The organism is Tolypothrix sp. FACHB-123, from assembly GCF_014697075.1.
GTDB lineage: Bacteria > Cyanobacteriota > Cyanobacteriia > Cyanobacteriales > Nostocaceae > Aulosira.
Genome location: NZ_JACJRE010000002.1, coordinates 13,977 through 28,142, shown reverse-complemented (window position 1 = coordinate 28,142; position 14,166 = coordinate 13,977). Strand labels below are relative to the sequence as shown.

12 protein-coding genes are annotated in these 14,166 nt (G+C 41.8%); 4 read left to right on the top strand and 8 right to left on the bottom strand.

Annotated features, from left to right (window positions below; genetic code table 11):
• Positions 1–100: 100 nt before the first annotated feature.
• From H6G41_RS01485 to H6G41_RS01475, 3 genes are all read right to left on the bottom strand, one after another.
• A complete protein-coding gene (locus H6G41_RS01485) occupies positions 101–820 on the bottom strand; it encodes a carbonic anhydrase (protein ID WP_190742947.1) in 720 nt (239 codons plus the stop codon).
• Between the two features lie 163 nt (positions 821–983).
• Complete coding sequence (locus H6G41_RS01480) at positions 984–2,843, bottom strand: NAD(P)H-quinone oxidoreductase subunit F (protein WP_190742945.1); 1,860 nt, start codon at positions 2,841–2,843, stop codon at positions 984–986.
• Between the two features lie 370 nt (positions 2,844–3,213).
• Positions 3,214–3,378 (bottom strand): hypothetical protein, encoded by a 165-nt coding sequence (locus H6G41_RS01475; protein ID WP_190742943.1) that lies wholly within the window; start codon positions 3,376–3,378, stop codon positions 3,214–3,216.
• 824 nt (positions 3,379–4,202) lie between these two features.
• Between H6G41_RS01475 and H6G41_RS01470 the strand changes: the two genes are divergently transcribed.
• On the top strand, positions 4,203–5,327 hold the full coding sequence (locus H6G41_RS01470; protein ID WP_190742941.1) for an ABC transporter permease: 1,125 nt from the start codon (positions 4,203–4,205) through the stop codon (positions 5,325–5,327).
• Positions 5,328–5,338: 11 nt separating this feature from the next.
• Here the strand turns inward: H6G41_RS01470 and recG are convergent, their stop codons facing one another.
• The 4 genes from recG to def all read right to left on the bottom strand — a co-directional run bounded on the left by recG (position 5,339) and on the right by def (position 9,941).
• Entirely contained in the window at positions 5,339–7,828 is a 2,490-nt protein-coding gene (gene recG, locus H6G41_RS01465) for an ATP-dependent DNA helicase RecG (RefSeq protein ID WP_190743311.1), read from the bottom strand.
• Between the two features lie 105 nt (positions 7,829–7,933).
• Entirely contained in the window at positions 7,934–8,812 is an 879-nt protein-coding gene (locus H6G41_RS01460) for a hypothetical protein (protein WP_190743309.1), read from the bottom strand.
• A gap of 350 nt (positions 8,813–9,162) precedes the next feature.
• Positions 9,163–9,366, bottom strand: coding sequence for a hypothetical protein (locus tag H6G41_RS01455; protein ID WP_190742939.1), 204 nt, complete (start codon positions 9,364–9,366; stop codon positions 9,163–9,165).
• Positions 9,367–9,377: 11 nt separating this feature from the next.
• Positions 9,378–9,941, bottom strand: coding sequence for a peptide deformylase (gene def, locus H6G41_RS01450; RefSeq protein WP_190742937.1), 564 nt, complete (start codon positions 9,939–9,941; stop codon positions 9,378–9,380).
• A 176-nt stretch (positions 9,942–10,117) separates the two neighbouring features.
• On the opposite strand from def, the gene H6G41_RS01445 reads away from it, so the two are divergent.
• Both H6G41_RS01445 and H6G41_RS01440 read left to right on the top strand, forming a co-directional pair.
• Positions 10,118–11,020: an ABC transporter permease gene (locus tag H6G41_RS01445; RefSeq protein WP_190743307.1), complete on the top strand. Its 903-nt coding sequence runs from the start codon at positions 10,118–10,120 to the stop codon at positions 11,018–11,020.
• Between the two features lie 93 nt (positions 11,021–11,113).
• Entirely contained in the window at positions 11,114–11,923 is an 810-nt protein-coding gene (locus tag H6G41_RS01440) for a DUF3598 family protein (RefSeq protein ID WP_190742935.1), read from the top strand.
• 125 nt (positions 11,924–12,048) lie between these two features.
• Here the strand turns inward: H6G41_RS01440 and H6G41_RS01435 are convergent, their stop codons facing one another.
• Entirely contained in the window at positions 12,049–12,267 is a 219-nt protein-coding gene (locus tag H6G41_RS01435) for a hypothetical protein (RefSeq protein WP_190634527.1), read from the bottom strand.
• A 360-nt stretch (positions 12,268–12,627) separates the two neighbouring features.
• Here H6G41_RS01435 and H6G41_RS01430 point away from each other — a divergent pair, with 360 nt between their 5' ends.
• Positions 12,628–14,094 carry a diguanylate cyclase gene (locus tag H6G41_RS01430; RefSeq protein ID WP_190742933.1) on the top strand — a complete coding sequence of 489 codons (1,467 nt, stop codon included), beginning with the start codon at positions 12,628–12,630 and terminating at the stop codon, positions 14,092–14,094.
• The last annotated feature ends 72 nt before the right edge of the window (positions 14,095–14,166 follow it).

Below are 14,166 nucleotides of genomic sequence, written 5' to 3'. Positions count from 1 at the left end.
GAGATGAGAAGGATGGGAGGACAAGGGAGACAAAGAGACAGAGGAGAAATAACTATTGACTATTGCCCATGCTCCATGCCCCATGCCCCATACCCAAAACCTAACTAACTAAGCTGACTTTGCCAGTATCTAAATCGTAATAACCACCTACTATTTTCAGTTTACCCTCTTTGATTAACTCAGCCAGAACTGGTGATGATTGTAGCTTCTCAACTTGCACTAAAATATTAGCTTTACAAGCATTTTCTAATGGATCGCCTGGTTGTCCTTTAGCTCTTTCTACACCAGGTTTAATGGCTTCGAGTAAACTACCAATTTGTCCTGGTACTGAGGCTCCTTTAATAGTTGCATCTACAGCGCCGCATCTTTCATGACCTAGTACCATGATCACCTTAGCACCTAATACTAGGCTGCCAAATTCTAGGCTGCCAATTTCTTCTGGTGGAGCAATATTACCAGCTACACGACAAACAAATAAATCTCCCAATCCCTGATCGAAAACAATCTCTGAAGGTACTCGTGAATCGGCACAACCGAGAATTGATGCAAAAGGTTTTTGCCCTTTAGCAACTTCCTGCAAGCGTTTTATCGATTGATTTGGGTAGCGTTTTTTAGCTTTGACAAATCTATCATTACCATCCAGCAATTCTTTGAGTGCTGCATCAGGAGTAATATCTTTTTTGTCTTGCGCTGAGACTTTTTCAGGTGCAGCCAAATTTGCACCTAATCCGGCTGTTAATACTCCTGCACCAACTGCACCTGCACCGAGTTTCAGTAAGTTTCTCCGAGAAACATTTGTTTGACGATATTGTTTTTTCATTGTCTTTTCCCCCAACACAACACAAATTTAAAATCTGAAAATTTCAACAACAAAAGAAAGATGGCGCGTGACTATCGAACTAAAATTGCGAAACTAGAGATGAGTATTTTTCTATATGCTTAGGCGCAGAAAAATCTTCTTTTCTAGTCACTAATTCTAGGTTTTAAAACATCAACTCTAAAAACTGTATTCCCCAATAAGGCCAAGTTACCCAAACGCCAAATACACCAACTCCTAAAAGTACAGTGAAGGCATAAAATTGCGTTTGTCCAGATGTACTGTATTTCAAACCTTCGCCCGTTAAGAGAGAGAATAAACCAACTAAATTCACGATACCATCGACAACAAAACGATCCAGCATATCGGCAAATTTAGAAAGTTGAGCGACGCTGAAAATAATCGTCATCCGATAAATTCTTGGCGTGTAAAAATCGTAGGCGAATAAATCTTGTAAAGGTTTCCAAGGTAGGCGAACTGGTTTAGGAATGTTACCTAAATAAATTACGCCACTAATACCACAACCAAAAACACTTGACCAAATTAATAACAGTGCAACATCCTTATTGAGAATTACCCAACTTGGTAGTAATGATAAGCTTTGCAACACTAATGGCAGATGTAACACAAAGCCTAGTAAAATCACCATTGGTAAGACCATTGGCCAGTGTACTTCAGGCGATCGCTCGCTCATCTGTTGTGGTTTACCAGCAAAAATCAAACCAAATTCTCTGGTTAAACTCACAGCAGTTAAAGCATTCACAGCTATGACTACACCCACCAATACAGGTTGAGTTCCCCAAAGTCCGTCGATTAATTCCATCAACGCCCAAAAGCCGCCTAAAGGGGGAAAGCCAATTAATCCCAATGTTCCCACAATAAAAGCGATCGCAGATATTGGACGACGCGACCATAATCCACCCAACTGTGTAACATTTTGGGTAATGCTGTTCCAGATAACTCCGCCAGTACTCATTACCAATAGTGCAGCTGATACAGCATTAGCCAGTACTAATAACAGTGCGGCTTCGTCTTGTTTAGTACCTACAGCGATAAATACCAAGCCCATGTAAGCACTGACAGAGTAAGATTGACAGCGTTTAATGTCAATTTGCGCGATCGCAATTAAGGAAGCACCAACGGCTGTAACTGCACCAATTGCTACCAAAGCTGAGGAAACGAAAGGTGATAAAGTTAACACTGGTTGGAGTTTAATCAGTACCCAAGCACCACTGGCTACTACCACCGAGTTCCGCAAGATTGTACTGGGAACAGGCCCTTCCATCGCCTCATCTAACCACAAATGTAGCGGGAATTGAGCGCATTTACCCATTGGCCCGGCAATTAAAGCTAAACCTACCAAGGTGATGACAGTGGGGTCAACATTGGCAGTTGTCGCCCATTCAGCTAATTCTGTATAATTCCAAGTCCCTGCTAAAGGCCATAAACCCAGTACACCCATCAGCAGGAATAAGTCGCCTACCCGTTTGGTAAGGAAAGCATCTCTAGCACCGCTAACTACCAACGGTTGACTAAACCACAACCCAACTAGCAAATAAGTTCCTAAAGTCAGAACTTCGAGAATTACATAACTGAAGAACAGGTTATTACACAAAGCTAGGGCACATAATCCCGCTTCAAACAATCCTAATAGAGAATAGAACCGTCCCCACCCCCAATCCATTTCCATGTAACCAATGGCGAAAATTTGCGCTAAGAAATTTAAGCCTGTGATTACAGTCAATGCGCCTACAGTAATTGAAGAAATTTCTAAAGCAATGGTAAGATTTAAACCTGCTGTAGAAAGCCAGGGAATAAATACTTCTACAGGTGGTTGATTCCAAGTGGCAACAAATGCGATCGCGCTGTGCAAAAACGCTAGAAATGTCATTACCAAATTGACATAACCAGCTGGTCTAGGGCCAGTGCGGCGAATGATCCCTGGCGACCAAGGAACCGCTAACAGCCCACCTATTAACGCATATAACGGAACTAGCCACACAGTCTCCACAAGAAACTGAGCCATGAACTTACCTCTATAACATCCAGCACAACTCTGGGGTTAAGAATCAAATAGCTTTGATCCCCACCAACCCAGCTATCACCAATACTTTAATTTTATTTTTGCTTAATTTTGTTAGAAATAGCTTACCTTTATCTATGGCAAAAAGGAAATACTTCAAATAAATAAATGATCGATAAGTCCTCTAATTAATTCTTATAGGTGGACTTTATTTAATTAATCAATAACAACTATTGATTTTTATCTATGGATAATTTAGGCAACAAATCAATAGTTATCATTAATAATTTCAATTGACATAAATGACAAAAGACGCATTTAATTGCGTCTCGATCAATGTTTATATCCTTAGGAAGAGGAAAGAAACGGATTTTTAGTACCAACTAGTAGCCACAATTGCTGGTGGTTGGTTGAGTTCGCTAATGGGGGCGGGTTTCATGTCGCGGTAGTCGAGGATTTGAACTATGATCAGGTAGGCGATCGCTAAAATAATCGATATCGCACCTGTAAGAATGGCAATTATTTTCGAGCGTTCCATTAGGCTTTCCTGTAAATGAATTTTTCTGTTGTGTCTATATCCACATTGCCAGTTGTACGAACGGGTGTAGGGGCGGGTTTATTTAGATCTTTGTTGCTCAACGCGGATATCGGTGAACCCTCCCCTACTGTCAACTTCAGTGCGGCACGGTCAACAGCCTTCACGATGGATTGTACAACTTAAAAGCAGAATAGCTTACCCACATTTTTGTCACAGTCAAAGTATCGCCCTAACCGTCATTCCGCCCAGAACTGAAGTTCCGGGCTAATAGGGTAAGTCCACTCAAGTGGACTGAATTATGTAGTTAAGTCTACTTCAGTAGACTTGATTTATTAGACTGGGAATTCATTCCCAGGCGGGTTAGCAGCCAAGCGGGGATTTTAAAGGTAAGCCTTTTATCTCCAACGATGAGCTTTTTATCCTCAATGATGAGCCTCTGAACCTCAACGATGACTCTCTGAAGCTCAATGATGAGCCTTTTAGCCTCAGCGATGAGCTTTTTATCCTCAACGATGAGCCTTTTATCCTCAACGATGACTCTCTGAAGCTCAACGATGAGCCTCTGAACCTCAGCGATGAGCCTCTGAACCTCAATGATGAGCCTTTTATCCTCGAAGTTGCACCTTTTATCCTCGAAGTTGCGGCTTTGAGCCTGCGGGCGTTATGTCGGGTAAGCCAGAGAATTATTTGTATCCGCATTGAGAAGTAGGAGTTGTAGGGGCGGGTTTAGCCAAATATTCGTGGATGATTGAATCATATCTGTAAACCCGCCCCTACAGTTTGTGAGGAATGCGGGGGATCTGTTTACCATCAAAGTAATAGCTATGAAATTTATTCAAAATCTCTTGAATAGTCGATTCTGGAGTTTGGCGATTAAGGAATTTCGCCAAATCTTACGGAGTCGAGAGACTTTAGTTTTATTAATCATTCCTCCCACAGTGCAAATGCTGCTTTATGGCTTTGCACTTAATCCTGATGTCCATTATCTCAAGTTAGGCGTGGTCGATTATGCCAATACCTATGAAAGCCGAGAATTAGTTTCTGTCTTAACAGTCAATAAGGTATTTACTTTAGAAAAATATTTATTTAGTCCCCAAGATTTAGGTGAAGAGGTACGCCAAGGTAAAATCACAGCCGGTTTAATCATCCCCCCAGATTTTAAACGCAATTTAGCTGAAGATAAATCTGGTGAGGTACAGATTTTAATTGATGCAGTCGATGCAAATACGGCGGGAATTGCTCAAGGTTATCTCAATCAAATGATTAATCAATTTAGCCGCCGTCTCTCCTCTAATCAAGCCCCGCCGTTAATTAATCCGCAGACGACTTTCCTATATAATCCAGGATTACGCAGCAGTTGGTTTTTCATCCCCGGCGTTTTAGGTTTAGTTTTAACGCTGATTAGTTCTTTGGTTTCTTCTGTCACAGTAGTTCGCGAAAAGGATACTGGAACTCTCGAACAATTATTAATGACTCCCGCCGAAGCTTGGGAAATTTTACTGGCGAAAATTGTGCCTTTATTTATATTGCTGATGGGTGATGTAATTTTAGCTTTAAGTATCGGCAGATTAGTATTTAGCGTCCCTTTTCGCGGAAATGCGCTATTGTTTTTAAGTTTATCAGGACTGTATTTATTTGTTGGTATCGGTATTGGAATTATGCTGGCGACAATTTGCCGTACTCAACAGCAAGTTGTGCTGACATCGTTTTTTATCAATTTACCGTTGATTCAACTTTCTGGTGCTATCTCACCTATAGAAAGTATGCCGGAATTCTTTAAGTACTTGTCTCTACTAGATCCGTTACGCCATTATATCGAGATTGTACGGGGAATTTTGCTCAAAGGTGTGGGTTTAGAGGTACTGTGGTGGAATGCGATCGCACTTTTTCTCTTTGCTACCTTACTCTTATCTATCAGTATCAACCAATTCCGCCGTCAATTGAGTTAATAGTGACAAATTTACGTCATAATCGCCCCACCCATCAATCTCTCATAGCGATACTTCAATTCTTCCTTCATCAAAATCCAACGTTCTAAAGTTGCATCCATCTCAATAACTTTCTCTGCTGCTTGACGTGCTAACAGCAAAACTTCCTCATCTTCCACCAAACTTGCTAAGGTAAAATCCGGCACACCTGATTGGCGAGTTCCCAAGACTTCCCCAGGGCCGCGAAAACGCATATCCATTTCTGAGATAAAAAATCCATCTTGGGATTGTTCCATCACTTTCAATCTTTGTTGCGCGTCGGGACTTCGAGAACTACTCATTAATAAACAATAGGACTGCGCTGCACCCCTTCCCACCCGTCCGCGAAGTTGGTGCAGTTGTGATAAACCAAATCTTTCCGCGTTTTCAATGAGCATGACTGTAGCATTGGGTACGTCTACGCCGACTTCTACAACGGTGGTAGATACTAAAATTTGGGTTTTGTTATCGCGGAATTTGGTAATTGCTTCGTCTTTCTCGGCGGAAGTCATGCGTCCATGTAGCAAACCGACTTGAAACTCTGGAAACACGCTTTCCTGTAGCTTTTGATGTTCCTCAACAGCTGAACGCAAATCTAGCTTTTCTGATTCTTCCACCAAAGGTAAAATTACATACACCTGTCTTCCTTGGACAATTTCTCGCCGCATCAAGTCGTAAGCATGGCTGCGCTGTTGACCTGTGAGCATGGTAGTTTGTATCTTTTGTCTCCCTGGTGGTAACTCATCAATTTGACTGACATTCATATCCCCATGTATGGTTAATGCCAATGTCCGGGGAATGGGGGTGGCTGTCATAGTTAATACATGGGGTTGTTCGCCTTTTTGCTGCAAACGCGCCCGTTGCTGCACCCCAAAGCGATGTTGTTCGTCAATCACCGCTAACCCCAATTGGCGAAAGTTTACGGGGTCTTGAATTAAGGCGTGAGTGCCAACTAATAAAGGTAATTCTCCCGTTTCTAGTTGGGCATGAATTTGTCTCCGTTTAACTGTTTTTGTGGAACCTGTCAGTAATTCTACTGGTAAATGCAGCAAGTTAAACCAACTGACTAACTTACGATAATGCTGTTCTGCTAAAACTTCAGTCGGAGCCATCAACGCAGCTTGGTAACCTGATTGAATCGCCGCTAAAATAGCCACCACAGCTACCACAGTTTTACCGGAACCCACATCGCCTTGCACTAAGCGATTCATGGGTGTAGTTTCTTGTAAATCTTTGAGAATATCGTTAATGACTCGCTGCTGTGCGCCAGTGAGTTTAAATGGGAGTATTTCGTAGAATTTTTCTAATAATTGCCCTTTGGGAGCGAGAATAGCACTAGTTTGAACTTGCCTTGCTTGATATTGTCGTTGCAGTAAACTTAATTGCAAATAGAAAAATTCATCAAAAACTAGACGACGACGGGCGACTTGCAAGCGATCGCTATCTGGGGGAAAGTGAATATTAGCGATCGCATCTTTCAATTCCATCAACCCATACTTTTCCCTCAACCCACTAGGTAAAGGATCTTTAAGATTCGCCGCCGCAGGTAAAGCCGATATTACTGCCTGTCGCACCATATTCGCCGCAATACCTTCAGTTAAAGCGTAAATCGGCACGATTCGACCGATAGTCAAAGAATCAATCGCATCTCCGGGATTTGCTAATACTTCTAATTCTGGGTTATCCAGCGTCAAGCCATATCTACTTTCCTTCACCAACCCACAAGCTGCAAGCACAGCACCCACAGGATAGCGGCGTTTTAAACTTTCTTGCCAACCGCGACTAGTAAAGCGCGTACCCGCAGAGAACCGACTAACTTTGATTTGTCCGGTGTTATCCTTCAGTACCAGTTCTAAAATCGATAATTTCTGATTTTTCGGACTAGTAAAACAGTTACAGCGCTTCACGGTAGCAACTATCGTCACCGTCTCACCCGCCTGTAACTCGCGGATATTTACCTGACGCGCATAGTCAATATGGTCGCGGGGATAATAATAAAGTAAGTCACGCACAGTATACAAACCCAGACGCGCCAAATTGTCAGCTTTTCTAATACCAATTTCTGGTAAATCGCTGAGTTTTTGGTCAATTTTGGGCGCAAGTCTCCGACTCACTTCAGCCACAATCGGCGTCGTGGCAATTTGATTTTTCGATTGATAATTTCTTGGTTGTGACTCCGCTACCCCAGTTTTTTCTGGCGGCTTGCCATCATCCTGCTGTAATTGATACAAATACCTGCGAGTTTCCGCGACTAAATGCTGCCTTTCTTCCAAACCCAAATCGGGATATTTCGCAAATTGCACCGCCAATTCTTGCCAGCGACGGCGTTCAATTGCGGGTAAACCCATAGGAAATTTCCCCAGAGTTAGACTGAGAAATTCACTAAAGCGATATTGCCTACCCATCAAATCTGTAAAACCGCTTTCCGCTTCTACAGCCAAGGCTTTTTGCAATCTAATCCAATCTGGTTTGTCAGTAGTCATGGGGCATTGGGCATTGGGCATTGGGCATTGGGCATTGGGCATTGGGCATGGGGCATTGGGCATTAGTCACTAGCTATTCACAAATGACAAATGACAAATGACTAATTATTCATCATTCCAAATCGCCCGCCAAGCTGCTTCGGCTTCGGCTATGGTGCGTTCGCGATGCTTTCTTTGATAGTCTTGTCCTAGTTTGTTTAATTGCAGCAGGGTGTTGCGTATCTGTTTGCGAGCTGAGGAAAGTTTCGGATCGGCAAATTCAATTTCTCCTAGTCGGAGGTTTATCGCCATGACTTTTGTCAGGTTTGGTTCTTCTGCATCCTGTTCATTTTCAATTTCAATCACCACGTTTAATAGATTAGGTGGGCCTGGCATAACTTCGGCAGATGCTTCTGATGCCGCCGCAGCTACTTCTAAAATTGGTTCTGGTATCTTTTTGGGTAAAATACTGACTTGTTGTAACACAGCATTAACATCATGAGAGAGTTTTCTGATTGTGTGGTGTGTTAACTTCTCTACGCTCTGTTGCCATGCTAATAATTCCATTGGGTTAGAAGAGTCAGCGAGTTTTAAAACTGAAAGTGGGGATTTTAAAGTGTTTTCATTCTCTTCATCAACTTCATCTTCCACTTCCCCCTCATCTTCCTCGCTTACTGGCTGCTGCTCTGGTTCACTACTAATATCATTAGTATCACTACCATTATCGCTACTAATAATAGTCAGTAAATGCTCGGCTGTTTGTTTACCCATCTTGCGGATGGCTTGCTGCAAATGTTGCCGTTGATTTAATGACAAACTCAGGAATTTTTCGGGATACCCTTGAGTACACAGGTGGTAAGTTGCCAGAATCAACTGCTGGCGCACAGATTGACCTAAAAGGGTGAAATAAATAGCGTAAGCTTTTTGTAGTTCTGCTGCGATCGCTTTTATCGCTTCTTTCAGCGATGCAATATCCCGATCAATTCTCTCGATTGCTCTAGCCATATCTTCTCTTAATTGACCACCTAAACCTAATATGGTACAAATGTACGAATTTATTGTAAAATAAACATCCCAAGGATTGAAGATTTTCCCGAAAAGTATAGCAAATCTCCCAGATGGGCATGGGGCATTGGGCATTGGGCATTGGGCATTGGGGAAGTAACCTCCGTTGTAGCAACTGGCGTCATTTGGCATTGAGTATTTATTTATCCCCCTGCTCCCTACCCCCTGCTCCCTGCCTATTTTGCCCCTTTTCCTCTTCACGAACATCCATGAGTGCAGAAAAATAAAAGGCAAAAGGATGAATTTTGCGATCGCTCGTCCATCCCTTTACCTTTTTATGTACCTGATGCTTATTTAATGTTATCCTTTGCGTCCCTCACTGCGGCAAAGAAAAATAATCCTGTGAGGGGAATGCTTAATACAAGGATAATTGTCGTGGCTGTGACACCAAAATCTGGTTGTCCGTAACTGAGTTCAAAAATAGAACCGACAGCCGCGATCGCACTTACACAAGACCCAGCCAAAAATAAACCGCTTTTCGGAGTTAAATACACTACTACACACCCTATGCTACAGGTTTCACCGCTTGATACGAGAAGCCATTTTTAGATAGTTCCTGTGCCAAAGTCAAGGAATTATCCACGCGGTCTACAAAGACCACGCCATTGAGGTGATCCATTTCATGCTGAATACAGCGTGCGAGTAAATCATTAGCCTTTAATGTCTTAGGTCGGCCATTTTCATCTTTATAGGAAATTTCCACCACCTCAGGGCGCTTGACATCTAGGTAAACATTGGGGATGCTCAAACAGCCTTCTTGAGCAACGCAGATTTCTTTGCTCACCTGTTTAATTGTGGGGTTAATCAATACCAGGGGTGGATTAGCTGGATTATCTGGTTCTAAGTCAATAACAATTAATTGTTTATGAACTCCTACTTGGGGTGCAGCCAAACCAATCCCATCTTTGCTGTACATGGTTTGCAGCATTTCGCGTACCAACTGGCGCAGTTCATCATCTATTTTGGTGATGCGCTTTGCTGGTTGACGAAGAACGCGATCGCCTAAATAGTGAAGTTCCAAAGGAGGGTTTTTTAACTTTTTTTTCTCGACAGCAATTTCGGAGGGCATGATTCCTTATGGGCTAGATTGTGAAAATTCCTACTAGTTTAATTCTATCAATCGGCTAGGGACTAGGGGCTAGAGATTAGGGATTAGGGGCTAAGACACAAGAAATGATAATTAACTTCTTGACAAATGACAAATGACAAATGACAAATGACAAATAATTATTGACCAAAAATTCTGTGTTGAAATTTTTCACGAAATTTGACTATCTGCTCAAAGAAACTTTCCTCGGCTTGCTGCGCGGTGGTTGGATGAATTGGGCTGCTGTGAGTACTGTCACGGTATTACTATTTTTATTTGGTATGAGTTTACAAACTTCCTGGCAATTAGAACAACTACTTTATCAGTTTGGCAGCCAATTGGAAGTATCAGTTTATCTTGATTCTGGGGTATCATCTGTCACCCTTGAACCACTAATCACAGATATGTCAGAGGTGGTAGAAACTAAAACCATTACCAAAGACCAAGCTTGGAGTAAGTTAGTTAGCGAACTGAGAATTTCTGATATTGAAGGTGCTAACGAACAGCTAGGAGAAAATCCCCTAGTTGATGAAATCAAGGTAAAAGCACGTAATTCTCAAGCCGTGCCCAATTTAGCAACCCAGTTGGCTAAGTTACCGGGAGTTAGTACAGTCCAGTATGTTGACGAAGTAGTGCAACGGGTAGCCCAGCTACACAAAGGTTTAAACTGGATTAGCTTGACAATTACGGTTATTCTCACATTAACTGCGATCGCTGTCACCAGCATTACAATCCGCCTGATAGTTATGGCGCGTCGGCAAGAAATTGAAATTATGCAATTAGTTGGCGCAACTACTGCGTGGATTTACTTGCCGTTTATTTTTCAAGGTGTAACATTTGGCTTAATTGGCGGCGCGATCGCTTGGGCTTTTATTAGCCTCACTCAACAGTTTATTAACAACCTCCTGTCCAACCAACCGGAGTTTATTCAATTTATTAGCAAGGGTTTACAACTCACACCCATGCAAATTTTACTATTACCCTTGATTCTCTTAAGCTTTGGTGCAACTGTAGGATTAATGGGCAGTTTATTTGCTGTTCGACGTTTTGCTAAAAGTTAGCGTCCACGGTCAATTTTCATGAAACCACTGACAATTGTACAGACGCGATTAATCGCGTCTCTGACAAATGACCAATGACAAAGGACAATACTTATGACATCTCAATGGGAAAGATTGCTACTTAATCTCGGTGCGTGGGAAGGTTCGTTTGTTCGCTTCGCTCCTGAAGGTGAACTGCTAGCAGATGTCAAAAGCGTTGTTTCCTTGGAAGGGTTAAATAATAATCAAACAATCCGCCAGATTGTCAGCCGTCAAGGACAAGAAGATTTAGTTCTAGAATATAGTTCCTTAGGCAAGAGTACTCTGTTTTTGGAAAATGGAGCATTTTCTCAAGGTTCCATCCAACTTGCACCATTTAGCGAATTTGGTGCAGAATTAGGGTTAATTCATGAAAATCGCCGTTTGCGGCTAGTTCAGTTATTTGATAAAAACGGTCAGCTTAGTCAACTTACCTTGATACCAGAACATTTAGCTGGTACTGAAACCACACCCAGTCCAACTGTACAGGTAAATGATTTATTAGGAGAATGGCGGGGTGAAGCAATAACCAGCTATACAGATTTAAGACCGTCTACAACTACCCCTACAACTCTAAAATTAGAGCTAGATGCAGCTGGGCGATTTGTCCAAAGTTTGTCTTTTGGTCAACATACAATTACCTCCAGCGCTACCATTAAAGGATCGATACTTCATTTCGATCAAGATCCACAAAAGCAAATGCAGGTATTACTTTTACCTCATGGTGCTTCTGCTACTTCTCCATTAAAAGTAAATTTACGCCAAAGTTTTATTTTAGAAGTTGGTTGGTTAATCAAGCCTAACCTTCGCCAACGCATGATTCGCAGCTACAGTGACAAAGGCGAATGGGTGAGTCTTACCTTAGTTACAGAAGAAAAAGTGTGAGAACAAAATACTTTTGACTGTTGACACGGGAAGCGCAATAAAAAAGCGATCTTCTCAAATAGAGTTATGCGATCGCTAAATTATGGGAGTTGATTAAATTGAATTTGAGAAAGATAAGTGTATCCTCAACAGGAAGAAGCTTCAACTAATTTTTTAAATTTCATGTAAGCTTCTGGTGCCGTAAGAGAAAGAGCAGTCTTTTCATCAGGTAAAAAGAATTCTGGACTATCCGAGTAATAATGAACGCTAAAAGAAGGAATAAGCCCCAATTTTACAGCTTTTTTACCTAATTCTTCTGCTTGCTCTGCCAGACTAATTGGATCATGAAACAAGTAGTTACTCATAAAATTAACAACCCTTAAGTTCTCTTGGTCAAATTTGACTTAACTAGGAGATAAGGGCGTTTTTTTACTGCTGCTCATCTCCATCAACAATGTTATAAGCAAAGAATTTGAGGAACTTGTGAGGAATCCTACGAATTTGATTAATAAATCTTATACAGGTAACTTCACGTAACCCAGTTTAAAACTTAGCTGAATATTCAAAAAATGGGTATCCATCCTCATTTCCATCAGTAGATAGTGCGGTAATCACAGCCATAGTCAATGGTGAATTTGGTTGCTAAACTTTAATTTACCTGTATAAGCATAATTGCTTGTTTGGTAAACCTATTCTCAAGATGTTGGCTGACAAAGGTAGAATCAATGGATGAACAGGTGCAAGTAATTAGAGTTGCCTGGTGCAGTCCGATGGATTTGCCCCAATCGCAAGATTGGCCTCTCCAGTTTGAATGGATTAGAGTTGATGCTCTAGCCTTATCGGCAAAAGGTTTTGACATTCTTGTACTTGACATCAAAAGTTTTCACAACTTAGAGCAAGTCAAATATCTTTACAGCACCATAGGTTTACCAACAGTAATTTTGGTAGACACAATTGAACAAGAATCTGCTGCTCTTTATTGGTTACAAGCAGGAGATGAAATCTGTCAGCGTCAAGCAATCGATGGGCAAATAGGTTTGCGTTTACAGCGTAGTTTTTGGCATAGCCAGCACAAGTATTCATTCCACCTTGATAAACTTACAGGAATTGCGAATTTTCAGAAGTTCAAAGATTATGCACTCAAGCTTCTCACCGCCAAGGAAGATGAAGACCCTGTATGTTTAATTTACATAGATATTGACCGCTTTAAATTCATCAATGATAGTCATGGTCATAGTGCAGGCGATCGCATATTACAAGAATTGGGCAAAATTCTCCAACAATACTCTCTCGGAGCCGGGATAGTCGCCCGCACAGGTGGTGATAAATTCGCTATTTGTATGCGTGGCAATATTGAGCAAGGAAAAGCCTTCGCAGAGTTTCTCAAGACTCAGGTTCAAAATTATAAATTCCCTTTGGAGAACAAGTCTTTCCTTCAGCTGACAGCTTCTTTAGGAGTCGTACCCATGAAGGGACATTCTTCTATGGAGCAACTATGGCAGGAAATAAATCAATGTATTTATGCTGCTAAACAGCGGGGACGTAACCAAGTTGTCACCATTGAAGACTTTGATGCGATCGCAGATGCAGCTGGACAAGACAAGCTGATCACTGATTTTGAGCATCGAATTCGAGTGACTGCGGAACGGATGATTAATGAGATGGTATTAAAAGCCAGTCGTTTGGCGCAGAAGTACCGAGCCGAAGCCGAACACGATGGCTTGACTGAGGTTTTCAATCGCCGCTATCTTGACAGATTACTACCCCGTGAACTTGAAAAAGCACATAAGTATAAGCAATCACTAGTAGTTATACTGCTCGATTTAGATCATTTTGGTGAAGTAAATCGCACTTACGGCTTTCCCACAGGCGATCAAGCCCTGAAAACAGCCGCACAAATACTTAAAAGTAATGTCAGGTCGGTAGATTGGGTTACACGTTACGGTGGCGAGGAATTCTGTATCGTTATGGCTGACACAGACCTGAATACTGGCTGTCAGATAGCTGAACGAATTCGCCTAGCTTTGAGTAAGCAAATTGTCACCGCTTACAACGGTCAGCAATTTTACATGACCGCTAGTTTTGGCGTTGTCGAACTCATACAAGAAGATGTTCCAGTAGCTTTATTGCAGCGTGCTAGCGATAAGGTGCGAGAAGCAAAGAAAAACGGACGCAATCAAATCCGTTTTTAACCACTAAAACTCATAATTCATATGATCTAGGGTGTGTTGTCGCGCAGCGCAAAGCACCATCAACTATTTTAC